Annotated in this window: 20 protein-coding genes; 4 read left to right on the top strand and 16 right to left on the bottom strand. The window is 73.2% G+C overall.

Annotated elements, in window-relative coordinates; translation table 11 throughout:
• Window positions 1-73: 73 nt before the first annotated feature.
• The 9 genes from MMF94_RS27380 to rimP all read right to left on the bottom strand — a co-directional run bounded on the left by MMF94_RS27380 (window position 74) and on the right by rimP (window position 8766).
• Window positions 74-340, bottom strand: a complete 267-nt coding sequence (locus tag MMF94_RS27380; RefSeq protein WP_241040078.1) for a hypothetical protein — start codon at window positions 338-340, stop codon at window positions 74-76.
• Window positions 337-1548, bottom strand: coding sequence for a S8 family serine peptidase (locus tag MMF94_RS27375; protein ID WP_241040077.1), 1212 nt, complete (start codon window positions 1546-1548; stop codon window positions 337-339). The genes MMF94_RS27380 and MMF94_RS27375 overlap by 4 nt, the downstream gene beginning before the upstream one ends.
• Before the next feature lie 147 nt (window positions 1549-1695).
• Window positions 1696-2730, bottom strand: coding sequence for a DHH family phosphoesterase (locus MMF94_RS27370; RefSeq protein ID WP_379660517.1), 1035 nt, complete (start codon window positions 2728-2730; stop codon window positions 1696-1698).
• Window positions 2727-3176 carry a 30S ribosome-binding factor RbfA gene (rbfA, locus tag MMF94_RS27365; protein WP_241040076.1) on the bottom strand — a complete coding sequence of 150 codons (450 nt, stop codon included), beginning with the start codon at window positions 3174-3176 and terminating at the stop codon, window positions 2727-2729. Before rbfA ends, MMF94_RS27370 begins: the two co-directional genes overlap by 4 nt.
• Before the next feature lie 28 nt (window positions 3177-3204).
• On the bottom strand, window positions 3205-3504 hold the full coding sequence (locus tag MMF94_RS27360; protein ID WP_241040075.1) for a DUF503 domain-containing protein: 300 nt from the start codon (window positions 3502-3504) through the stop codon (window positions 3205-3207).
• Window positions 3505-3566: 62 nt separating this feature from the next.
• Entirely contained in the window at window positions 3567-6641 is a 3075-nt protein-coding gene (gene infB, locus MMF94_RS27355; RefSeq protein ID WP_241040074.1) for a translation initiation factor IF-2, read from the bottom strand.
• 93 nt (window positions 6642-6734) lie between these two features.
• Entirely contained in the window at window positions 6735-7283 is a 549-nt protein-coding gene (locus tag MMF94_RS43605) for a YlxR family protein (protein WP_338104371.1), read from the bottom strand.
• A complete protein-coding gene (gene nusA, locus MMF94_RS27345) occupies window positions 7208-8227 on the bottom strand; it encodes a transcription termination factor NusA (RefSeq protein ID WP_241040073.1) in 1020 nt (339 codons plus the stop codon). Before nusA ends, MMF94_RS43605 begins: the two co-directional genes overlap by 76 nt.
• Window positions 8224-8766 carry a ribosome maturation factor RimP gene (gene rimP / locus MMF94_RS27340; RefSeq protein WP_241040072.1) on the bottom strand — a complete coding sequence of 181 codons (543 nt, stop codon included), beginning with the start codon at window positions 8764-8766 and terminating at the stop codon, window positions 8224-8226. The genes nusA and rimP overlap by 4 nt, the downstream gene beginning before the upstream one ends.
• Window positions 8767-8916: 150 nt before the next feature.
• Between rimP and MMF94_RS27335 the strand changes: the two genes are divergently transcribed.
• Both MMF94_RS27335 and MMF94_RS27330 read left to right on the top strand, forming a co-directional pair.
• The gene (locus tag MMF94_RS27335) at window positions 8917-9390 is read left to right on the top strand and encodes a hypothetical protein (RefSeq protein ID WP_241040071.1); all 474 of its coding nucleotides are present in this window, start codon (window positions 8917-8919) and stop codon (window positions 9388-9390) included.
• The gene (locus tag MMF94_RS27330) at window positions 9387-9854 is read left to right on the top strand and encodes a ferritin-like domain-containing protein (RefSeq protein ID WP_241040070.1); all 468 of its coding nucleotides are present in this window, start codon (window positions 9387-9389) and stop codon (window positions 9852-9854) included. The genes MMF94_RS27335 and MMF94_RS27330 overlap by 4 nt, the downstream gene beginning before the upstream one ends.
• 21 nt (window positions 9855-9875) lie before the next feature.
• On the opposite strand, the gene MMF94_RS27325 is transcribed toward MMF94_RS27330, so the two are convergent.
• The gene (locus MMF94_RS27325; RefSeq protein ID WP_241040069.1) at window positions 9876-10898 is read right to left on the bottom strand and encodes an aminotransferase class V-fold PLP-dependent enzyme; all 1023 of its coding nucleotides are present in this window, start codon (window positions 10896-10898) and stop codon (window positions 9876-9878) included.
• 19 nt (window positions 10899-10917) lie between these two features.
• On the opposite strand from MMF94_RS27325, the gene MMF94_RS27320 reads away from it, so the two are divergent.
• The gene (locus tag MMF94_RS27320; RefSeq protein WP_241040068.1) at window positions 10918-11328 is read left to right on the top strand and encodes a secondary thiamine-phosphate synthase enzyme YjbQ; all 411 of its coding nucleotides are present in this window, start codon (window positions 10918-10920) and stop codon (window positions 11326-11328) included.
• Between the two features lie 29 nt (window positions 11329-11357).
• Window positions 11358-12677, top strand: coding sequence for a DUF8017 domain-containing protein (locus MMF94_RS27315; RefSeq protein WP_241040067.1), 1320 nt, complete (start codon window positions 11358-11360; stop codon window positions 12675-12677).
• 38 nt (window positions 12678-12715) lie between these two features.
• On the opposite strand, the gene MMF94_RS27310 is transcribed toward MMF94_RS27315, so the two are convergent.
• From MMF94_RS27310 to metX, 6 genes are all read right to left on the bottom strand, one after another.
• Window positions 12716-16111 (bottom strand): FHA domain-containing protein, encoded by a 3396-nt coding sequence (locus tag MMF94_RS27310; protein ID WP_241040066.1) that lies wholly within the window; start codon window positions 16109-16111, stop codon window positions 12716-12718.
• A 269-nt stretch (window positions 16112-16380) separates the two neighbouring features.
• Window positions 16381-18129, bottom strand: coding sequence for a proline--tRNA ligase (locus tag MMF94_RS27305; RefSeq protein WP_241040065.1), 1749 nt, complete (start codon window positions 18127-18129; stop codon window positions 16381-16383).
• A 91-nt stretch (window positions 18130-18220) separates the two neighbouring features.
• Window positions 18221-18673 carry a cytidine/deoxycytidylate deaminase family protein gene (locus MMF94_RS27300; RefSeq protein WP_241040064.1) on the bottom strand — a complete coding sequence of 151 codons (453 nt, stop codon included), beginning with the start codon at window positions 18671-18673 and terminating at the stop codon, window positions 18221-18223.
• A complete protein-coding gene (locus tag MMF94_RS27295) occupies window positions 18666-19352 on the bottom strand; it encodes a RibD family protein (protein ID WP_241040063.1) in 687 nt (228 codons plus the stop codon). The genes MMF94_RS27300 and MMF94_RS27295 overlap by 8 nt, the downstream gene beginning before the upstream one ends.
• A gap of 112 nt (window positions 19353-19464) precedes the next feature.
• A complete protein-coding gene (locus MMF94_RS27290) occupies window positions 19465-20310 on the bottom strand; it encodes an SMP-30/gluconolactonase/LRE family protein (protein WP_241040062.1) in 846 nt (281 codons plus the stop codon).
• An 80-nt stretch (window positions 20311-20390) separates the two neighbouring features.
• The gene (gene metX, locus MMF94_RS27285; RefSeq protein WP_241040061.1) at window positions 20391-21542 is read right to left on the bottom strand and encodes a homoserine O-acetyltransferase MetX; all 1152 of its coding nucleotides are present in this window, start codon (window positions 21540-21542) and stop codon (window positions 20391-20393) included.
• Between the last annotated feature and the right edge of the window lie 23 nt (window positions 21543-21565).

The following is a 21565-nucleotide window of genomic DNA, read 5'->3' as shown; positions in this document are numbered from 1 at the left end:
GTTCGGTGCATCCACCGTAGCCCGGAGCCGGCGTCACCGATCACCCGGCGAGGACGCCACCGAGGCCTTCGGTTCATCCGTCCTGTTCGTCCTGGAAGGGGCCGTCGGGAGGGAGGCGGAACGTCCGCTGCGGCTCCACCGCGGCCACACCGTCGAGATCGGCGAGCGCCTCCCAGTCGGCAGGCGCCGACCCGGTGATCACCCCGACCGGGCGGAGCACCTGCTCGACGTCCATCCCGGCCGCACGCAGCCGGTCGGCCAGCTGGTCGATCGCCCCGACGTGGGCGTCGTCGACCGTGACCGTGACCGAGACGTGTCCGGGAGTGTTGGAAGAGGTCATGACGGCGCCTGCACGAGGCCGGCGCCGACGTCTCGCACCGGCGCGTCGAGCGCTCGAGCGGCACCCACGACCTCGTCCCAGAGCCCTCGGCCGCGGGCGCCGCTGCGCTCCGCCCACAGCGCGGCGATTCCCGCGACGTGGGGGGTGGCCATGCTGGTGCCGGAGATCGTGTTCGTGCGCCGCGGGAGCGGCCAGCTCGAGTAGACCGCCACACCCGGTGCCGCGATGTCGATCTCACCGCCACCGACGTCGGTGGCCGAGGCGGAGAAGTCGGCCACGGCCAGGGTGGAGTCCACCGCCGCCACCGCGAGTATCGACGGGCTGTTGGCCGGCACCCCGACGAAGCCGGGGTTGCCCTGTGAGCGGCGTGCGTTGTTGCCTGCGGCCGCAACGATCAGGGTGCCCGCGGCCAGAGCCCGGCGCCCCACCGTCTCGTAGGCGGTGGAGATCGCCCGCTGGTCGGCGCCCAGCGACATCGAGATCACCTGAGCGCCGGCACTGATTGCCCAGCTCATCCCGGCAAGGATATCCGCGTCGGTGCCGCTGCCCTGGTTGTTCAGCACCTTGCCGACGAGCAGCCGGGCGCCGTACGCGATCCCGTAACGCCGCCCCTGCGCCGGTTCGCGCGGGCCCGCCATCGTGCCCGCGCAGTGCGTGCCGTGCCCCTGGACGTCCTGCGCCGTCTCGCCGTCGACGAACGAGCGGGTGGTGATGTCGCGGCCGGCGAAGTCGGGGTGCCGCAGGTCGATACCGGTGTCGAGCACCGCGATGGTGATCCCGGCACCGGACTCCGCCGCGTCGAGCACACCGGTGGCGTGCAGCCCCCAGGTCGCCACGGTGTCATCGGTGAACGCGGCCTCCTGCTCGGGATCGACCGGCGCCGCTTCCTGCAGAGCGTGCACCACCCGTTCCTGCTCGACGGCGAGGATCCGGTCGTCAGCGGATTCGAACACGCCGGTGGCGCCCACCCGGTCCGGCGCGACGCTGACGACCGCGACCCCGAGCTCGGCGAACAGCAGCGCGCCTGTGGTGGCCGCCGGGTCGAGCGCCTGGGCGCCTGGATCCTTCGTGCTGACGACGTCCTCGACGCCGCTCACCTCACGCACCACCTCGCGCGACGCCTCGTCGTCCCCGAACAGCTCGTCGCTGATCACGAGCAGGTAGCGCCCGGTCGTCGAGGCCGCCGGTTGCGCGTCAGGTCCAGTCATCACCACATCGTGACGGACGATCGATCATTCGTCTCGAAAGTCTCGCCGGGATGTGATGTCGGATCGCGGGAACGCCGTCGCCTTGCCTCCTCGACGCGCATCTCCTGCCGGCCGAGAGTGCCCGGCGGCCGAGAGCTCCCGGGGATCTCAGGCGGGTCGCTCCACCGCGCCGAGCGCCCTCAGCGCGGAGCGGAGGGCGGCGAGCACCTCGCCTTTCGTGCCGTCGTGGGTGAAGCCGGCGGCAGCCCGGTGACCACCCCCACCGAGCAGGGAGGCGACCTTGGCGACGTCCACGCGCCCCTTCGACCGCAGCGAGGTGACCCACCGCCGCTGCGCCACCTGCTTGAGCACCGCCGCCACCTCCGCCTCGGCCACGGTGCGCAGGACGTCGACGATGCTGTCGACCTCCTCGGGACGGAACCGGGAGACGTCCTCGAGGGGAACGGAGGCATGCACCAGCCCGAGACCGTCGCCCGCCTCGGGCTCCAGCTCGACGCGTTGCAGCACCTCGCCCAGCGTGGCCAGCCAGCCGTAGGGATGGGTGTCCATGATCGGCCGCGCCACCGCTTCCGCCTCGACGCCTGCGGCCAGGAGGTCGGCCGCGATCCGGTGCGCCGCCTCGCCCGCCGTGCGGAATCCACGGGTGTCGGTGACCAGACCGGCGTAGAGGCACCGGGCGATGTCGGCGTCGATCGGCTCCCCCATCGCCACGAGCACCCTGTGGACGAGCACGACGGTCGCCTCGGCGTCGGGGTCGAGCACCTGGACCCCACCGAAACCCGGGTTGGTGGTGTGGTGATCGATCATCAGCGACGCCTCGGCACAGTCCAGCCGGTCCGCGAGTGCGCCCAGCCGGGACGGCTCCGCGGCGTCACAGAGCACCAGGAGCTCGGGGGCGGCCGGTACCTGGTCCGGCCCGACCACCAGCCCGAGGACGTCCAGCGGGCCGAGCGTCTCGGGCACACGCGCGGGCGACGCGAACGACACCCGGACCGTGGCCCCACGGCGGCGCAGCGCGATCCCCAGGGCCAGTGCACTGCCCAGCGAGTCGGCGTCGGGATTGATGTGGGCGAGCAGGGTGACGTCCCGGGCACGGGCCAGCAGTGCGGCCGCAGCCGTGATCGCGGCCTCGAGGGACGTCGTCGTCCCGAGACCGCTGCCCCGCCCGCCCCGCTTGGTCACTCCTCGTCGGTCCGCTCGCGTGGCACGCGGTACGGGTCGGGGTCCCCGGCCGGACGGGCACCCGCGGCCAGCCGCGCCACCTCCGCGTCGGACTCCCGCATCCGGGCCAGCAATTCCTCCATGCGGCGCGCCTCGTCCGGCACCTGGTCCGGCACGAACGCGAGCGAGGGCGTGTGGCGGATGCCAGTGCCCGCCCCGACGAGCGAGCGCAGCACACCGGTGGCGCTCGCCAACGCGGCCGCGGCGCCGGCGGTGTCGGGGTCGGCATCGACCGTCTCGCCGAGGACCGTGTAGTACACGGTGGCCTCCCGGAGATCACCGGTGACGCGCGTGTCGGTGATCGTCACCATCTTCAGGCGAGGGTCCTTGACCTCGTGTTCCAGCGCGGCAGCCACGATCTGCGAGATCCTCTTGGCCAGTCGCCGCGCACGAGCCTGGTCCACCATCAGCCGCTCCTCAGGGTCTTACCGGGTCCTACGACTCGTCGTCGGGACGCATCATGCGCTGCCGCGCGGAGAGCAGCTCCAACTCGGGTCGGGCGGCGACCAGCCGCTCGCACCGGTCGAGCACATCCGTGACGTGCTGGTGGTCGGCAGCCACGCAACTGACCCCGAGCAGCGCACGGCGGTGAAGGTCGAGATGGCCCGCCTCGGCGACCGCCACCTCGAACCTGCGACGCAGCTCGCTCAGCACGGGCCGGACGACCGACCGCTTCTCCTTGAGGGAATGGACGTCACCCAGCAGCACGTCCAGTTCCAGCGCTCCGACGAACATGGGATCTCCACGATCGAACCGACGACAGGGGGACCGGTGAGCACCGGTCCCCCCACGCCGCGTCAGCTCCTCGGCTTCTCGCGCATCTCGAAGGTCTCGACGACGTCGCCGACCTTGATGTCGCTGTAGCTGCCGAGGGTGAAACCGCACTCGAAGCCCTCGCGGACCTCGACCACGTCGTCCTTGAACCGCCGCAGCGAGCTGATCGGCAGGTTCTCGGCCACCACCACGTTGTCGCGCAGCAGGCGGCCGCGCGCGTTGCGGCGGATCTCGCCGGACAGGACCAGCGCACCGGCGATGGTGCCGAACCGGGAGGACTTGAAGACCTCGCGGACCTCCGCGCGGCCCAGCTCGACCTCCTCGAACTCCGGCTTGAGCATGCCCCGCAGCGCCTTCTCGATCTCCTCGATGGCCTGGTAGATCACGGTGTAGTACCGGATCTCCACGCCCTCGCGGTTGGCGAGCTCGGTGGCCTTGCCCTCGGCCCGGACGTTGAAGCCCAGGACGATGACGTTGTCGGCGATGGCGAGGTTGATGTCGCCCTCGGTGATGCCACCGACACCGCGGTGGATGACCCGCAGCTCGACGTCGTCGCCCACCTCGATCTTCATGAGCGCGTCCTCGAGGGCCTCGACGGTACCCGAGTTGTCACCCTTGATGATCAGGTTGAGGGTGTTGGTCTCCTTCAGCGCGGCGTCCAGGTCCTCCAGGCTGACGCGCTTGCGGCGGCTCGCCAGCTCGGCGTTGCGCTCGCGAGCGCGCCGCCGGTCGGCGATCTGCCGGGCCACGCGGTCCTCGTCGACGACGAGGAACGTGTCGCCTGCGCCGGGCACCGAGGTGAACCCGATGACCTGCACCGGCCGCGACGGGAGGGCCTCCTCCACGTCGTTGCCGAACTCGTCGAGCATCCGCCGGACGCGGCCGGAGGCGTCGCCTGCCACCACCGAGTCGCCGACCCGCAGCGTGCCGCGCTGAACCAGCACGGTGGCCACGGGACCACGACCGCGGTCGAGGTGCGCCTCGATCGCGACGCCCTGGGCCTCCATGTTGGGGTTGGCCCGCAGGTCGAGCGCGGCGTCGGCGGTGAGCAGGATCGCCTCGAGCAGCTGCTCGATGTTGATGTTCTCCCGTGCGGAGATGTCCACGAACATCGTCTCGCCGCCGTACTCCTCGGCGACCAGCCCGTACTCGGTGAGCTGCTGGCGGATCTTGGCGGGGTTGGCCCCCTCCTTGTCGATCTTGTTGACCGCGACCACGATCGGCACGTCGGCCGCCTGGGCGTGGTTGATCGCCTCCACCGTCTGCGGCATCACGCCGTCGTCGGCCGCGACCACGATGACCGCGATGTCCGTCGACTTGGCACCGCGGGCACGCATGGCGGTGAACGCCTCGTGACCCGGGGTGTCGATGAACGTGATGGGCCGCTCCTGGCCCTCGAGCTCGGTGAGCACCTGGTAGGCACCGATGTGCTGGGTGATGCCACCGGCCTCGCCCTCCGCGACGTTCGCCTTGCGGATGGTGTCGAGGAGTCGCGTCTTTCCGTGGTCGACGTGGCCCATGACGGTGACAACCGGCGGGCGGACGACCAGGTCCTCCTCGCCGCCGGCGTCCTCGCCGTAGGAGATGGAGAAGCTGTCGAGCAGCTCGCGGTCCTCCTCCTCCGGGCTGACGACCTGGACGTTGTAGTTCATCTCGGTGCCGAGCAGCTCGAGCACCTCGTCGGCGACGGATGCCGTGGCCGTGACCATCTCACCGAGGTGGAACAGCACCTGCACCAGCGAAGCCGGGTTTGCGCCGATCTTGTCGGCGAAGTCGGTGAGCGACGCACCACGCGGGAGCTTGATCGTCTCGCCGTGGCCCTTCGGCAGGCGGACGCCGCCGACCGAGGGAGCCTGCATCGAGTCGAACTCCTGGCGCTTCTGCCGCTTCGACTTGCGGCCCTTGCGAGCCGGTCCACCGGGACGACCGAACGCACCCGCGGCTCCACCGCGACCGCGGCCACCGCCACCACCGGGACGACCGCCACCGCCGCCACCAGGGCCGCTGCGGAAACCGCCACCGGCGGGGGCGCCACCGCCACCACCGGGACCACCGGGACCACCGCCACCAGGGCGGAAGCCGCCGCCGCCGGGACGACCACCGGGACCGCCGGGACGTCCACCACCCGGACCACCCGGGCGACCACCAGGACCACCACGGCCACCACCGGGACCACCCGGACCACCACGCCCTGCGGGCGGGCGAGCGGGCATCATGCCGGGGTTCGGGCGCGGCGGCATGTTGCCGGGCGACGGGGGACGCGGGCCTGCGCGGCCGGGCTCACCGGGACGCGGGCCACCGGGACGCGGAGCGCCCGGACGCGGCGCGCTCTGGCTCGGGCCGGGCTGGCCCGGGCTGCCACCCTGGCCCTGGCCACCCTGTGCCGGACCCTGCCCGGGAGCGGGCGGGCCGGGACGGGGCGGGGCCGGGCGCGGCGGAGCGCCGGAGCCGACACCGAACGGGTTGTTGCCCACCCGGGGCGTACGGGGGCCCGGACGCGGACCACTCGGACGCGGAGGCACGACGGCGGCACCCGCGTCGGCGGCGGCCGGTCGCTGCTGGCCCCCCTGCGCCGGTCCCTGCGGACCGGGCTGACGCGGACCGGGCCGAGGCCCGGGACCGGGCGTGGGCCTGGTGGAAGGCTGTGCGGGCGCCGATGCAGCCGGCGTCTGCGGGGCCGGGCGCTGAGGCTGCCGCTCCGGCTCCTGCCGGGACGGAACGGCCGAGGGGCCGGGCCGAGGACCCGGACGCGGGCCGGTGGGACGCGGACGGTCTCCCGCCCCCGTCGGCGACGGAGCAGACGGCGCGGGGGCCGACGGGCGCGGACCCGGGACGGGACCGCCCGACGGCTGCGACGGGCGCGGCGGAACCGATGCCGGGCTGGCGCCACCACCGGGGCGCTGCCTGCCTCCACCACGCCGACCACCGGAGTCGCTGCCGTTGGACATCGACTCACGAAGCTTGCGGGCCACGGGGGCCTCAACGGTCGAGGACGGGGACTTCACGTACTCGCCGAGATCCTGCAATTTGCTCAGTACTTGCTTGCTGCTGACTCCGAGCTCCTTGGCGAGCTCATGTACGCGGGCCTTGCCTGCCACTGCACTCCTTGTTTGTCGGAGGCCGGCGGCGGTACCCGCTCGACCTCGAACCTAGTGTCGAAGCACGTTCATGGTGCGATCTTCACGACTGGCTCATGACGGGTCGACCTTGCTTCCTCGTGTGACGGACCCGGGTCTTTCCCGGACCCCGCTCGCGGTACTGCCCATCTGCACTGCATCGTTCACGTGCTCGCTCCGACTCCCACACTCGATTCTGGCCCGTACCGCACCGGTGTCCAGCGGACCCGGGACGCGCAACGCCCGCGGGAACGCCGAGCGCCGCTCGGCACGGTCCAGGCACTCCGAAGCCGGATGCAACCATGCACCTCGCCCGGGAAGCCGCCGCCGTGGGTCAGGGGTAAGGACCCCGTCCACCACGACGACCCGCAACAGACCGTCGACCACCGATCGACTTCGGCATCCTATGCAGGTCCGGACGGGTCCCGCCGCGGATCGCGGATCCGGGGTGGGCGTCGGACGAGCGGGGGCCGAATTCGAGCTGTGGGCCGAGGTGGAGTGTAGCGCAGCAGTGTGATTCGTTCCGCCCTCGTGGGGTGCCTCGCGGATCAGCCGACCGACTCCGACTCTGGTGCATCCACGGCCCCCCGCGGATCGGCGTCGCTGCGGATGTCGATCCTCCATCCGGTGAGCCGGGCCGCCAACCGGGCGTTCTGACCTTCCTTGCCGATGGCCAGCGACAGCTGGAAGTCGGGCACGACCACCCGTGCGGTCTTCGTGCGCGCGTCGAGGACCGTGACCGACACCACTTTGGACGGCGAAAGGGCGTTGCCCACAAAGGTCGCCGGGTCGTCGGACCAGTCGATGATGTCGATCTTCTCCCCGGCCAGCTCGCTCATGACCCCGCGCACCCTCGCCCCGACCGGGCCGATGCAGGCGCCCTTGGGGTTGACGCCCGCCACGGTGGACCGGACGGCGATCTTCGAACGGTGTCCGGCCTCCCGGGCCACGGCGACGATCTCCACGGACCCGTCGACGATCTCCGGTACCTCGAGGGCGAAGAGCTTGCGCACGAGGTTGGGATGCGTCCTGCTCAACGTGATCTGCGTCCCACGCATTCCCCGCGTCACGCCGACCACGTAACAGCGGATCCGTGAGCCGTGCTCGTACTTCTCACCGGGGACCTGCTCGGCCTGCGGCAGCACGCCCTCGGTCTGCGGGCTCAGCTGCACGATCACCACGCCACGGGCGTTGGCGCGGGCGTCGCGCTGGATGACGCCCGCGACGATCTCGCCCTCCTTCGCCGCGAACTCGCCGTAGGTGCGCTCGTGCTCGGCGTCGCGCAGGCGCTGCACGATCACCTGGCGCGCGGTGGTGGCCGCGATCCGGCCGAAGCCCTCAGGGGTGTCGTCCCATTCGGACGCCACGGCCCCGTCCGAGCCCATCTCCTGGGCCATCACGCGGACCGCGCCCGTCTTGCGGTCGATGTCGATGCGCGCGTGGGGCTGGTGGCCGTCCGTGTGTTTGTAGGCAGTGAGCAGGGCGGTCTCGATGGCCTCGATGACCGTCTCGAAGGGGATGTCCTTCTCGCGCTCGATGGTGCGCAGCGCCGCGATGTCGACATTCATGCCGTGTCCTCCTCAGGTGGCTGGGACGCCCCCTGCAGCAGCTGCAGCTCGGCTTCCGGCGCGGGCCGGAACTCCACCTGGACGCCGGCGTGTTCTACGTCGGCGTAGCGCAGCCCGCGCAACTCGCCGTCGACGAGGACGGTGACGGCCTCCTCGCCTGCCGGGCCGACCCGGCCGGTGAACGTGTCGCCCTCGCGCGTGCGGACCGCGACCTGACGCAGGTGCGCACGGCGCCAGTGCCGGGGACCGGTCAGGGGCCGGTCGACGCCCGGTGAGGTGACCTCAAGGGTGTAGGAGCCGGGGATGAGGTGCTCGTGCTGGTCCAGCTCGGCCGAGACGGCCCGGGACAGCTGCGCGATGTCGTCGAGCCCGATGCCGGATTCGGAGTCCACCACGACCTTGATGGTGTGACGACGGCCCGCGGTGCGCACGTCGAGCTGGTCGAGCTCGAATCCGGCATCTCGGACGATCGGTTCCAGCACGCCGTGCAGCTGTCCGGGCGGCTGCCCGGCTTCCTGCGCGGGGCGGGGGGAGGGCATCGGATGACTCCTGCTCGTTTCGGTTCTCTCCGCCTGCGCGGCAGCGGCGGATGTCGCTGGGCGGGTGTGGTGAGTTTGCCAGGGTATCGCGCCCGGCACTCACAGCGGCCTGGCAGGATATGGCCGTAACGCGCTGCGTGAGGAGTTTCCGTGCGAGAGCATCCCGGGTCGGCTTCAGCACCCGGGATCACCCGACGCCAGTTGATCACCGGTCTCCTGCTTCTCCCGCCCGCTCTGGCTGGTTGCGCGATCGGTTCGAGCGCACAAGCAGGGCCCGACCCACTGATCGCGCTCGCCGACGCCGCCCGCAACGATGTGGCGCTGGCCGGCAGGGCGATCACGTCCACTCCCGCCCTCGCTCCGCGGATCCAGCCGTTGGTCGACGCGCGCACCGCGCACGCCCAGGCGCTCGACGCGGAGGTGGCCCGCCTCGACCCGTCGCAGCCGAGCAGGCCGCCTGCCCAGGCCACCGCCCGCACGGTCACCCTTGCCGAGGTACGCGCCGCGGTACTCGCCTCCGGCCAGTCGGCCACCGCCGCGGTGCTCACCCTGCCCCCCGATCGCGTCGGGCTCGTCGCCTCGGTGGCGGCGTGCTGCGCGGCCTACGCACAGGTGCTCGGATGAGCGGCACCCCGCCCACCGGAGCGGTCGGGATCGACAAGGCTGCAGTGGACGCACTGCAGGACGCGCTCGCGGCCGAGCACGCCGCCGTCTGGTGCTACACGCTCATCCCCGCGTTCCTGCCCGCCGACCAGGTGCCGACCGCCCGTGCCGACGCCGACGCGCACCGGGGGGTGCGCGGGCAGCTCGAGCAGATACTCAGCGACCTCGGTGTCCAGCCCGTCTCGGCCCAGCCCGCGTACCAGACACCGAAGCCGGTCGTCGACGGCCCGTCCGCGGCGGCGCTCGCGGTCGTCGCGGAGACCGACGCGCTGGCGGCGTGGCGCTCGGTGGTGGAGCGCACCAGCGATCGCTCGCTCCGCCAGGCCTCGCTCGACGTCCTCACGAAGGGCACGCTGCGCTGCGCGGTATGGCGCACGGTCGTGAAGGAGCCGCCCGCGATCCTGGTCTTCCCGGGCAGCGCCTGACGTCCGGGGCCGGTCGAACCGTCAGCCGGTGAGGGCATCGAGGGCCCGGTCGCGGTCGGCCTCGGTGTTGTAGAGGTGGAACGCCAGGCGCGCGGCTCCGGCGCGTCCGCTCGCCACCACCCCGGCCGCGGTCAGGCGGTCCATCGCCCCGGGCGTACGGACGGCGACGATCGCGGATCCCGCGGGCTCCATGCCGAGGGCGGCCCGGAACCCGTCCGCGAGGCCCACGCAGTGGGCGTGCACCGCCGCGCGGTCGAGCCCGGCGAGCCACGGCAGGGCGACAGCCGCGCCTGCGTGGCAGTACCAGGCAGGCGACGTGTCGAGGGACCGGGCGTCGGGAGCCAGCTGCATCGGCAGCCCGTAGATGCTCGCCCACCGGTCCGCCGCGGCGTACCAGCCGGCCTGGTGCGGCACGACCTCGATCCCGGGGGCCACGGCCATCCACGCCACCCCGCGCGGGGTCAGCAGCCACTTGTAGGCAGCGGCCACCACGACATCGGCCCAGCCGAGGTCGGCATCGAACCAGCCGAGCGCCTGGGTGGCGTCCAGCACCACCCTCGTGCCTCCCGCCTGAGCGGCCCGCAGGGCATCGAGGTCGACCACGCGACCGTCGGCGGACTGCACGACGCTCACCGCGACGAGGTCGTACTCGCCTGCCAGGTCCCCCAGCTTCTCGAGCTCGGCCTCCGTGACGGTCACACCGCGCGCGGCTTGGGCCGCGAAAGGCCAGCTCACGCTCGTGAACTCGCCCGATGCGACGAGCACCCTGGTGCCGTCGGGAACACTCGCGGCGATCAGCCCGAGCAGCTGCGACACCGCCGAGCCGATCGCCACCCGGCCCGCATCCACCCCGACGAGCTCGCCGAAGGCGCCGCGGGCGAGCTCCACGGCCTCGTCGTAGTCGCCCGGCCGCCCACCACCGGTGCGCCATCCCCTGATCGCGGACTCGACGACGTCGGCGACCGCCGCCGAGGGAACCCCGATGCTGGCCGTGTTGAGGTAACCGGAGGGGACATCGAACTGCTGACCGAAGGCGCTGCGCATGGACAGGGACACTACGAGAATGGACAGCCAGCTGATCGAGATCAGGACCGGCGGCCGCGAGGCTGTGGTGGATCTGACCGACGAGATCGCCGCCTTCCTGCGCTCCGTCGACGCCCGGGAAGGCCTGCTGAACGTGTGGGTCCCGCACGCGACCGCCGGCCTCGCGGTGATCGAGACCGGCGCCGGCAGTGACACCGACCTGCTCGCCGCGCTGCGCGAACTACTTCCCGCCGACGACCGCTGGCGGCACCGGCACGGCAGCCCCGGCCACGGCCGCGACCACGTCCTGCCCGCGATCATCGCGCCGTCGATGTCGGTCCCGGTGCTCGACGGACGCACCGCACTCGGGACCTGGCAGTCGGTCTGCCTCGTGGACACCAACGGCGACAACCCCGTGCGCTCGGTCAGGCTGTCGTTCCTCACCGGATGAGCCGAAAGGCGTACAACTACCCTTGATCCGTGACGACGACCGGTGGAGCCCACCCGCCGCAGCCTGGGCCCGACGACCAGCGACCGAGCGGGGCGACCGCGCCGCCGGAGCCCGGTTCACACGGCGGCTCCCCGGACCCGACGCCGGACGCACCACCCGAGACCGGGCCGGAGGCCGTGCCGGAGACGGGGCCCCAGCCCGTCTCCGAGACCGGACCGCAACCGGTCGCTGAGAACGCGCCCTACCCCGTCCCCGAGACCGGGCCTCAGCCCCTCCCCGAGACCGGGCCCCCCGCCCCCGGCGCAGGGCCCGCGCCCACGCCCGGATCCGAGCAGGGCGCCACGGGCGACAGCACGGTCTGGATCGAGCCGTCGAAGGCCGCGCCGGAGACGGCGCCGTGGGGAATGCCCGTCGTCGACGCACCACCACCACCGCCCGCCGACGCCAGGGCCTGGGGGCCGCCCACCCCGCCTGCGCCGTGGGGCCCCGCGCCGCCCCCGCCCGGACCGGCGGGGCAATCGTGGCCCGGCGGTCCCGGCGCCGGGCCGTCGCCGTGGGCGGGGCCGGGTTCGGGTTCGGGTTCGGGGCAGCCCGCGGGATCGTGGCAGCCGCCGACGCCGGGACAGCAGCCCTGGTCCGGTCAGCAGCCGTGGTCCGAGCCCGCGCCTGCGGCGCCGGCCGCCGGCGTGACCCGCCGCAACCGCACCACGGTGGTCGCGATGATCACCGTGGGCGCGCTCGTGCTCGCCGGACTCGGCGTCGCCGGCTACCTGCTGCTCAAACCGGGCGGCACTGCGGCGGCAGGTCCGATGACCCCGATCCAGACACCCACCCTCAGCTACGCCGTGCCCACGGACTGGACACAGGGTGGTGACCCGCTGACGAACCCGTTCGGGCTGACCTTCGCCGGTGTGGCCAGAGGCCCCGAGTACGAGTGCTCCGGCCGGTCCTTCGTCCGCGGGATCGTCGCGAGCGCAGTGCTGCCGGGAACGGCCTCGCTCGCCTCCTTGCCCGCGCTCGCGCAGGGCCTGGCGCAGGCCCTCTACACGCCACCGGACGGCTCGCGCCCGGACGTCAACGCGAGCAACACGCAGACCGTCGACGTCGGTGGCATCCAGGGCAACCTCGTGGAGGCCACGGCGCGCACGGCCACGGACGACGGATGCCTCGCGACCGAGGGCACGGTTCTCGTGCTCGCCGTGCCGACCTCCGGGCCGGACGGACGGCCCGCGATGGCGCTGCTCGTGGTGAACGGCGACGACGCGGGTGGGCCGCCCGACGCTCCCCCGTCACCGTCCCGTGCGGCGCTCGACGCCATCGTGGCGAGCGCCCGGCCCACCACCATCTGACCGGCCACCCGGTCGGCCCGCGACAGGGCCGACCGGGGTCAGCGCACTCCGGGCGGCGCCTCGAACAGGAACGTCCGCCCACCCAGCCGCACCCGCGTGCCCGGCACCAGCCATCGTGACTGCCGGGCCGGGAGCGGCGTCCACGCCGACTCGCCCGGGCCGGCCACGAACGTGCCGTTGCGGGATCCGGAGTCGACGAGCAGCACGTCCCAGCCGTTGAGGCGGATCTCGGCGTGCACCCGTGACACCGCACCGGATGGGTCCTCGATGAGAAGCGAACGCAACGAGCCTGCGCGCACCCGTGGATCGGCTTCCGGCATCCGTCCCACCAGATGGTCGGCGTCGACCGTGTGGGTGACCCCGTCGTCGAAGATCAGCATGCCCAGCGGTGGACGCGGGCCGGACACGAGCCCGCCACCGCCGTCCTCGACCCGGGAGCCGCACGACAGACAGAACTGCGCCCGCGGGTCGTTGAGGTGGCCACGCGGGCACAGATGGCCCCGGACCTGCGGTGTCTCGCTCGAATCGGAGTCTGCCTCGGCCGCATCCCCGCTCGGGACGCTGGTCGTGGCGGCCTCGGCGGACGCGACGCCGACGGGGGCAGGCTCGGCCTCCTGCGGACGTGCCGCATCCGCCTGCACGACCCCGAGCACGCGTTCGGCCCGCAGCTGGGTCTGGGTCGTCGCGCCGGGGGGAACGGGCGGCCCCGCCTGAGCGGGCGCGCCTGCCCCCGCCTTCTGCGCGGCGGCGGAGTCCTCGGTTTCGGGCCGGCCGTGCCTCGGTCGTCCCTGCCGTGAGGGAGCGGCGGCCTCGGCGATGTCGGTGTTGCTCGCGAACCACTGGTCGGACTCGGGCTGTGACGACTCGGCCCCGCCTGCCGCGGGGCGGCGGCGCGGGGGGTCGGCGAGGGGGTGCAGGGATCCCACGCTGGTCTCGTCGATCGCCGGGGTGGCAGCACCACCGGCGGTGTCGCGCGGAACCAGCCGGGACACGACGGCGACGCCGCCTCCCGACCCTGCCTGTGCACCGGCCGGGTCACGCACGTCCGGCGCAGCACCGGACCCACCGTCGGTGGGGCTCCGATCGGCCCGTCCCTGGTCGGCACGGCTGTCACCGGACCGGCCGGGATCAGCGTTCCGGGGATCAGCACCGTGCCTGTCGGCACTGCGGATATCAACGCTGCGCGGACCACCGCCGGAGGTACCGCGCCGCGCCTCGGCCTTGCCCGTGCCGGTGGACCCGTTCCGGCCCGACGGGCCTCGGCCCGCATCCCCGCGGTCGGCGCCGGGCGCACCCCGCTCCGCGCGGTCTGCTTCTCCGCCGCGCTGCGCGGCGGGGCCCGAGCCGGTGCGGGCCGATGCGGCGCCCGTTGCAGCGCCCCCCGCCCCCGCCCGGCCCGTGTCGCCGCCGCGCGTGGCACGGCCGGTGTCGGTCCGGCCAGGCGGAGGATTCTGCTTCGCCTGCTTCGAGTCGGCACCGTTCACGACGGCTCCGGTCGAGCCGGCACCGCCTGCCGCGGCGCCGGTCGACCCGATCCGGTTCGCCCCGGCACCGTTCGTCCCGGCACCGTTCGTCCCGTTGGCCGCCGCACCATTGGCTGCAGCACCGTTCGCTGCGGCACCGTTCGCCGCAGCGCCAGTCACCCCGGCACCGTTCGCCGCACGGTTCGCGCCCGAGCCGTTGGCTCCGGGGCCGGTCGAGCCGGCCCAGTTCACCCCGGCGTCGTTCGAACCGGCACCGCTCGACCCCGCGCGGTTCGCCCCGCCGCCGTTCACGCCGGCACGGTTCGAGCCGGCACCTGGCGTGCTCACGCGGCCCGATCCGGTGCTTCTCGACTCGCCACCGCCTGCACGGCCCGCATCGGCACCGTCGGGGGCGGCGGGGCCGGAGTCGTCAGCAGGCCGGGAATCAGCGCGTGCCGCGGCGGCAGCGGTCGAATCCGCTCCCGTACGGGCTCGGCGCTCATCGATCGCCGGCGACGCTGCGCCCGGCTCGCCGGCATCGGCGGTGGCGCCACCCGGCGCACCGCCGTCCGGGGCGGCGTCGCCCGCAGCGCCCCGCCCCTTCCCGAGAGCGCCCGACCCGCCGTGGGCCGATGCCCGTGCCTGCGCATCGGCCGCGCCCGAGCGGACGGTGCGGCCGGACTGGCCGCGCTCGCGCTCATCCCTGCGGGGATCGGCCTCGACCACCGGGCGCAGGGCGCTCCGGCCCGCCCCGGCCTCCGTGGCCGCCGTGCGGCGGTCCTCGGCAGGCGGGGGCGAACCGTTCAGGCTCGTCGTCGTGGCGGGATCGCGCACCTCGCCGCCGGACGTGTCACGTTCGGACTCGCGGCCTGCGGAACCGAGCCGCGGCTCGTTCTCGACGGACGCCGCGCCCGGTGGACCACTGTCATCGGCTCGTCCGCCATCGGAGTCGTCGCGGCTCGCCCCCTCGTCGGCGCCACCCCGCTCGGGACGCTCGAAGTCGCGGCTCCCGACCGCTCGCAGCACGGACCCGTTGGCACCGAGGCCGCCCCGGCTCGCACCGGAACGCCCCGCCCGTCCGCGACGGGCGCCGGACGGGCCACTCGACCGGTCGGGACCGGTGCGCCGGGTGGTGGCGGGCCACCCTGCACCGCTCAACCCGGAACCCGTGCGGCCGGTGGCGGAACCATTGCCGCCGGATCGGCTGTCGCCGAGGTCGCCGCCGAGGATGTCACCGCCCGACAGGTCGCCACTCAGAACGTCGCCGACCATGGCGTCGCGGCCGCCGAGCACCCCCCGCCACATCGGGCTGTCCTCGGCGATGCCGTCGACTTGCTGCCGCATCGTCGGACGGCTCGTGGCGAGCGGCCCGGTGTCGGTCATGCTCCACGGGGAACGCTCCAGCTCTCCCGGGACGTCCACGAGGTCGGGCCACGTGGGCTCGGGCGTGCGCCGCGAGGCGATCTCCTCCGCCTTGTCACCACCCGAGTTGCGCCGGACCTGCACCAGCACCGCACCGGCGCCCGGCACCACGCCGGAGCGCAGGTCGTGAACGCCGTCCACCAGGTCGGCCGGGACGGGGCTGTCCTCGAGCACCAGCACACCCGGGGTGTCCTGTCGCGACAGCAGCCGGTCGGTCCAGGTGGCGGCGTCGGCGCCGGACAGCTCGATCCCGCTGCCGGGGACGATCAGCCCGACCGAGCCGAACAGGAACACCGCCCACTGGTCGCCGCTGATCGCGACGGTGCCGAACCTCAGGCCCGAGCCCGGCGCGTCGGGGCCGCCGAGCCACATCGCCAGACGCCGGGCCACGGTGCGCCCGGGATCAGGACCCGCAGTGGACGCGCACACGTCCAAGAGGCGGCGCAGTACGGCGCGGTCCTCGCACTCGGCCACGCAGATCAGGCCGGGCCAGCGTCCGACCACCCCGCCACCGGGCACCACGGCGGCCCGTAGCGCGTCGAACTCCATTCGGGTCTACCTCCTCCCGCGGAACCGCCGGGCGCACGATCTGCCGACGGCGAGGGGCACGGCACAGGTCCGGATCCGAGCGTCACGCGCGGGGAGCGCCGCTGGACCGTCGTGCCGCAGCCTCGCGTCCGCTGCATCGCGCACCGGCAGACCGCGTTCACGGCGACGCGGGGGATCAGGGTTGCTCACGCATACCCGTCCTCTCGCACCGCCCGACGTCACACGGGCACAGAAGATCATGTGAAGCGCCGACCCGCCAGAGTCGATCGCTACTGCTTTCGCACCAGATCGGCGAGTTGTTCCACTGCGCCGTTCAGCGGTATCTCGATTCGGTCACCGCTGCGTCTGTCCTTCACCTCGACGACCCCGTTCGCGAGCCCGCGACCGACGACGACGATGGTCGGGATGCCGATCAGCTCGGCGTCGGCGAACTTGACCCCGGGCGATGCCTTGCGGTCGTCGAGCACGACGCGCAGGCCCGCCGCGTCGAGATCGGCGGCCAACCGCTCGCCGCCTGCCACGATCTCGTCGGTCTTCCCGGCGATGACGACGTGCACGTCCGCCGGGGCGACGCCGCGCGGCCAGATCAGGCCCGACTCGTCGTAGCTCTGCTCCGCGATGACCGCCACGAGCCGGGAGACACCGACCCCATAGGAGCCCATCGTGATCCGCACGGGCTTGCCGTCGGGCCCGAGGGCGTCGAGGCCGGCTGCGTCGGCGTACTTGCGGCCGAGCTGGAACACGTGCCCGATCTCGATGCCACGGGCCGCCTCCAGCGGGCCCGAGCCGTCGGGAGCGGGGTCGCCCTCGCGCACCTCGGCCGCCTCGACCGTGCCGTCCGGGGTGAAGTCGCGCCCGCACACGAGGTCGACGACGTGGTGGTCGACCTTGTCCGCGCCGGTGACCCAGGCCGTGCCGGGGACGATCCGGGGGTCGACCAGGTAGCGCACGCCGTTGGCGGCCAGCGCTCCCGGCCCGATGTAGCCCTTGACCAGAAAGGGGTGCTTCGCGAAGTCGGACTCGTCGAGCAGCGCCACCTCGGCGGGTTCGAGCGAGGCCTCCAGCCGCTTCATGTCGACCTCGCGGTCGCCCGGCACGCCCACCCCGAGCAGGGTCCACTCGGCCGAGCCCGGGCGCCGTGTCTTGACCAGCACGTTCTTGAGTGTGTCGGCCGCGGTGAAGGTGCGGCCCAGACCGGCGTTGTTCAGGAACGCCACGAGCGTCTCGATCGTGGGGGTGTCGGGCGTGTGGTGGGCCTGCGCCGCGGGCAGCCCCTCGATCGGCCGGGCGGGAGGCGCGGGCGTGGTGACGGCCTCGACGTTGGCCGCGTACCCACCGGGGCTGCTGACGAACGTGTCCTCGCCGGTGGGCGCCACCGCCAGGAACTCCTCGGAGGCCGAACCGCCCATCGCCCCGGACGTGGCCTTCACGATGACGTACTTCAGCCCGAGCCGGTCGAAGATCCGGACGTAGGCGGCGCGGTGCAGCCGGTAGGACTCGGCGAGGCCCTCGTCGGTGAGGTCGAAGGAGTAGGAGTCCTTCATGAGGAACTCGCGGCCGCGCAGGATGCCCGCGCGCGGACGCGCCTCGTCCCGGTACTTGTTCTGGATCTGGTAGAGCATCACCGGGTAGTCCTTGTAGGACGAGTACTCGCCCTTGACCACCTGGGTGAAGAGCTCCTCGTGCGTGGGGCCGAGGAGGTAGTCGTTGCCCCTGCGGTCCTTGAGCCGGAACAGGTTGGGGCCGTACTCGGTCCAGCGGCCCGTCGCCTCGTAGGGCTCGCGCGGCAGCAGCGCCGGGAAGTGGATCTCCTGGGCGCCGATGGCGTCCATCTCCTCGCGCACAACCTGCTCGATCGCGCGCAGCACCCTCAGCCCGAGCGGCAGCCAGGAGTAGATCCCCGGCGCGACGCGTCGGACGTAGCCGGCGCGGACGAGCAGCTTGTGGCTCGGCACTTCCGCGTCGGCCGGGTCCTCGCGCAGGGTCCGCAGGAACAGCGACGACATCCGGGTCAACACCTGGGAAAGGGTAGCGACGGCCCACGGCCCGAGTGCTTCCGGCGTCCCCGTCCCCGCCGTCGTGACACGCCCGGGCCGTGCCTGCGGGCTCTCAGCCGGCCAGCAGGTGCCGGTTCACCGCGCGGACCTCCTCCGCGAGCTCCGGTACCTCGACGACCTCCAGGCCCGCCGCACGTAGCAGCTCCGCGCCCTCGCAGTCGACGAAGATGGACGGCTCCCGCCAGGCGAACACCACCCGCTCCACCCCCGCGGCCAGGATCAACTCGGTGCAGGTCCGCGGGCGGGACGCCCGGACGCTGCACGGTTCGAGCGAGCTGTAGACGGTGGTGCCGGGCGGGGCCCGCCAGCCGCGGCCGAGCGAGGCGAGGGCGGCCTCCTCGGCGTGGTCGTGGGAGTCGTGCATCCGCGACCAGCCCTCGGCGAGCACGGTGCCGTCCCCGGCCACCACGAGCGCGCCGACCGAGAAAGCCGTGGCCGACGGTGGGCTCCGGTGCGCCAGCTCGATGGCCCGTGTGAGCAACGTGCAGTCGTCGAGGTCACTCACGACTGCCCTCCAGCACGTAGTGGAGCAGTACCTGGTCGCCGATCGGGCGCGCCTCGGCGAGCCGCATGCGATGCGCACTGTCGTGCGGGAACCGCGCCGGGCCGACGAACCGCGGTGCATCGGCGTCACCGACGAAGAAGGGTGCGACGAGAAGATGCAGCTCGTCGACCACACCCGCGCTGAGGAAGAGCGTGTGCATCGCCGTGCCGCCCTCGACGAGCAGCCGGCGCACCCCGCGCGCGGCGAGGTCCTCCAGCACGCGGTGCAGGTCGAGGGGGTCGCCCGCCTCCACCACATCGGCCACGGGCGCCAGCCGCTCGGTGGCCTGCGCCAGCCCGCTCGACGGCACGTAGACGACGCGGCCCGTGTCGCCTGCCGTGAACACCCGCGCTTCCGGGTCGAGGTCGCCCCGGCTGCTGATCACGACCTTCAGCAGCTGTGGTGGCCTGCCGGCCGCGACACGCGCGGCGACCCGCTCCGGAGAGCGGACCAGCAGGCGCGGGTCGTCCCGGCGGACCGTCGTGGCGCCCACCAGAATCGCGTCCACGCTCGCCCGCACCTCGTCGACGCGGTCCCAGTCGGCGTCGTCGGATAGCACGAGACGCTTCGTCGACGCGTCGTCGATGCAGCCGTCCACCGACATCGCGGCGGACAGCAGGACGGTCGGACGGTCGCGCACGAACCGATCCTGCCGGACCCGGACGCAGAGCTTCGACCGCCAGTGGGCAATGGCACCGTGGGTGTCGTCCCGGTTCCGTGAAAAGGCCACTCCTCCGCCACGGAACCGCAGGTCACACGCCCGGAACGGCCACGCGAAGGGCCAGAACCTCGGCCTCACGGGAATGGCGCCGATCCCGTTCATGAAATCCGGGCGCCGTGCACAGAAAGAGGGTCCGCCGGTCCGCGCCGCCGAGCGCGCACGCATAGACGCCGGTACCCGGCTCCACCACCTGCACGATCTCGCCGCCCTCGCGCACCCGGATGGCGCGGTTGCCCGCCGGGTCGGCCACCCAGATCGCGCCTTCGGCGTCGGCGCAGATGCCGTCGGGCGCGACACGGCCATGCGCGGGATCCCACGCCGCCCAGTCACGGCGCGGGCCGAGCGTGCCGTCGGGCGCGATGTCGAAGGCGCTCAGCCTGTTGCCGTTCGTCTCGCCCACCACGAGGACGTCCCCGATGACCACCGATCCGTTGGGGAACCTCAAGCCCTGGGTGGCGACGGTCGTCGTCCCGTCGGGGTCGACCCTCACGAGCGGAGCCGGACGCGCCTGCTCCCCCGCCATCAGGTCGTAGCCGAAGTTCCCGACATAGGCGCGGCCCTGCGGGTCGACGACCATGTCGTTGCACCAGCCGGTGGCGATGTGGGACAGGTCGGCGTGCTCGACGAGGGTGCCGTCGGGCTCACGGCGCAACACCCGCCGGTCGCGCATCGACACCACCAGCAGACGTCCGTCGGGCAGCCAGCCGGTGCCGGACGCGCCGTTCGGCACCTCCGCCTCCACGCGGGGCTCCCCCGGCGGGTCGACAGACACCACGACGCCCATGAAGAAGTCGGAGAGCCAGAGCCGCCCGTCGTGCCAGCGCGGACCCTCCAGGAAGGCGTACTTCTCCACCACGACCGAGAGATCGACAGACATGAGGTAGTCCTAGCCCCGGCCACGGGGGCCGACCATGGCGCGCGCCACAGAACTCACCCCCCGTGCCTTCCGCCTTTCCACTACCGGATCGCGCGCGCCATCAACTCCGTGACGAGCGACCCGACGGTCAGCGACTCGATGAGGAACCCGTCGTGGCCGTACGGGGAGTCGATGAGGCGCAACGGGCCGGCACCCGGGATACCGGCGGCGAGCTCTGCCTGCTGCTCCGGCGGGTAGAGCCGGTCGGAGCTGATCGCGGCGACGAGCGTGCGGGCCCTCACCCGCGCGAGGCCGCCCGCCACACCACCGCGGCCGCGCCCCACGTCGTGGGCGTTCATCATCTCGGTGAGCCGCACGTAGGACGCCGCGTCGAAGCGCCACACGAGCTTGGCCGCGTGGTGATCCAGGTAGGACTCCACCGCGTAGCGGCCGCCGTCGAACGGGTTCTCGTCGTCCTGGGCCCGGCGACCGAAGCGCTCACCCAGCTCATAGGCACTGCGGTAGCTCAGGTGCGCCATCCGGCGCGCGATCCCCAGCCCGATGTGCGGGCCCTGCCCGGGCGGGGCGTGGTGGTAGTCGCCCCCACGCCATCCGGGGTCGCTGCGAATGGCGGCGAGCTGCGGAGCCGCCCAGCCGATCTGGTCGGCCGTGGTGGCCGCGGGACTCGCCACCAGGAAGAGCCGATCCACCCGGTCGGGCTCGGTGGCCGCCCACTCGAGCGCACGCATGCCACCCATCGACCCACCGACCACGCAGGCCCACCGCTCCACACCGAGGGCGTCAGCGAGGACGGTCTCGGCCGCCACGGCGTCGCGAGGCGTCACCAGCGGGAAACGACTCCCCCACGGCCGACCGTCGGGGGCCGTCGAGGCGGGGCCGGTACTGCCCTGACAGCCGCCGATGACGTTGGGGGCCACCACGAACCAGTCGGCGGGGTCCAGGGCGCGCCCGGCCCCGATGAGTCCCTCCCACCATCCGGCGGTCGGGTGGCCCTCCTGGGCGGGGCCGCTGACGTGGCTGTCGCCGGTGAGCGCGTGCAGCACCAGTACGGCGTTGGACGCGTCCGCGTTGAGGGTGCCCCACGTCTCGTACGCGATGCGGACGCCGGGCAGCTCGCCACCCGCCTCCAAGCGCAGCGGCCTGGGCAGCTCCACCCACTGACGGCGCCCAGGATGATCCCCCTCCCGCCACGCACCCGTGGCGGGAGGAAGCTCGGTCTCTACTGCAGTCACTGCCCGTCCCCGCTGACGCTCGC

Source organism: Pseudonocardia alaniniphila (assembly GCF_022524485.1).
GTDB classification, from domain to species: domain Bacteria; phylum Actinomycetota; class Actinomycetes; order Mycobacteriales; family Pseudonocardiaceae; genus Pseudonocardia; species Pseudonocardia alaniniphila.
Note: the sequence above shows the minus strand (reverse complement) of the source record. Positions and strands in the feature narration are given on the sequence as shown.

Coding starts and splice junctions, on each gene's coding strand:
- MMF94_RS27290 (WP_241040062.1), bottom strand. CDS start 20,310: ATGTCTGTCGATCTCTCGGTCGTGGTGGAGAAGTACGCCTTCCTGGAG.
- MMF94_RS27380 (WP_241040078.1), bottom strand. CDS start 340: ATGACCTCTTCCAACACTCCCGGACACGTCTCGGTCACGGTCACGGTC.
- MMF94_RS27330 (WP_241040070.1), top strand. CDS start 9,387: ATGAGCGGCACCCCGCCCACCGGAGCGGTCGGGATCGACAAGGCTGCA.
- MMF94_RS27320 (WP_241040068.1), top strand. CDS start 10,918: ATGGACAGCCAGCTGATCGAGATCAGGACCGGCGGCCGCGAGGCTGTG.
- MMF94_RS27360 (WP_241040075.1), bottom strand. CDS start 3,504: ATGTTCGTCGGAGCGCTGGAACTGGACGTGCTGCTGGGTGACGTCCAT.
- rbfA (WP_241040076.1), bottom strand. CDS start 3,176: ATGGTGGACCAGGCTCGTGCGCGGCGACTGGCCAAGAGGATCTCGCAG.
- rimP (WP_241040072.1), bottom strand. CDS start 8,766: ATGCCCTCCCCCCGCCCCGCGCAGGAAGCCGGGCAGCCGCCCGGACAG.
- MMF94_RS27375 (WP_241040077.1), bottom strand. CDS start 1,548: ATGACTGGACCTGACGCGCAACCGGCGGCCTCGACGACCGGGCGCTAC.
- MMF94_RS27310 (WP_241040066.1), bottom strand. CDS start 16,111: ATGGAGTTCGACGCGCTACGGGCCGCCGTGGTGCCCGGTGGCGGGGTG.
- MMF94_RS27325 (WP_241040069.1), bottom strand. CDS start 10,898: ATGCGCAGCGCCTTCGGTCAGCAGTTCGATGTCCCCTCCGGTTACCTC.
- MMF94_RS43605 (WP_338104371.1), bottom strand. CDS start 7,283: ATGGAGGATCGACATCCGCAGCGACGCCGATCCGCGGGGGGCCGTGGA.
- nusA (WP_241040073.1), bottom strand. CDS start 8,227: ATGAATGTCGACATCGCGGCGCTGCGCACCATCGAGCGCGAGAAGGAC.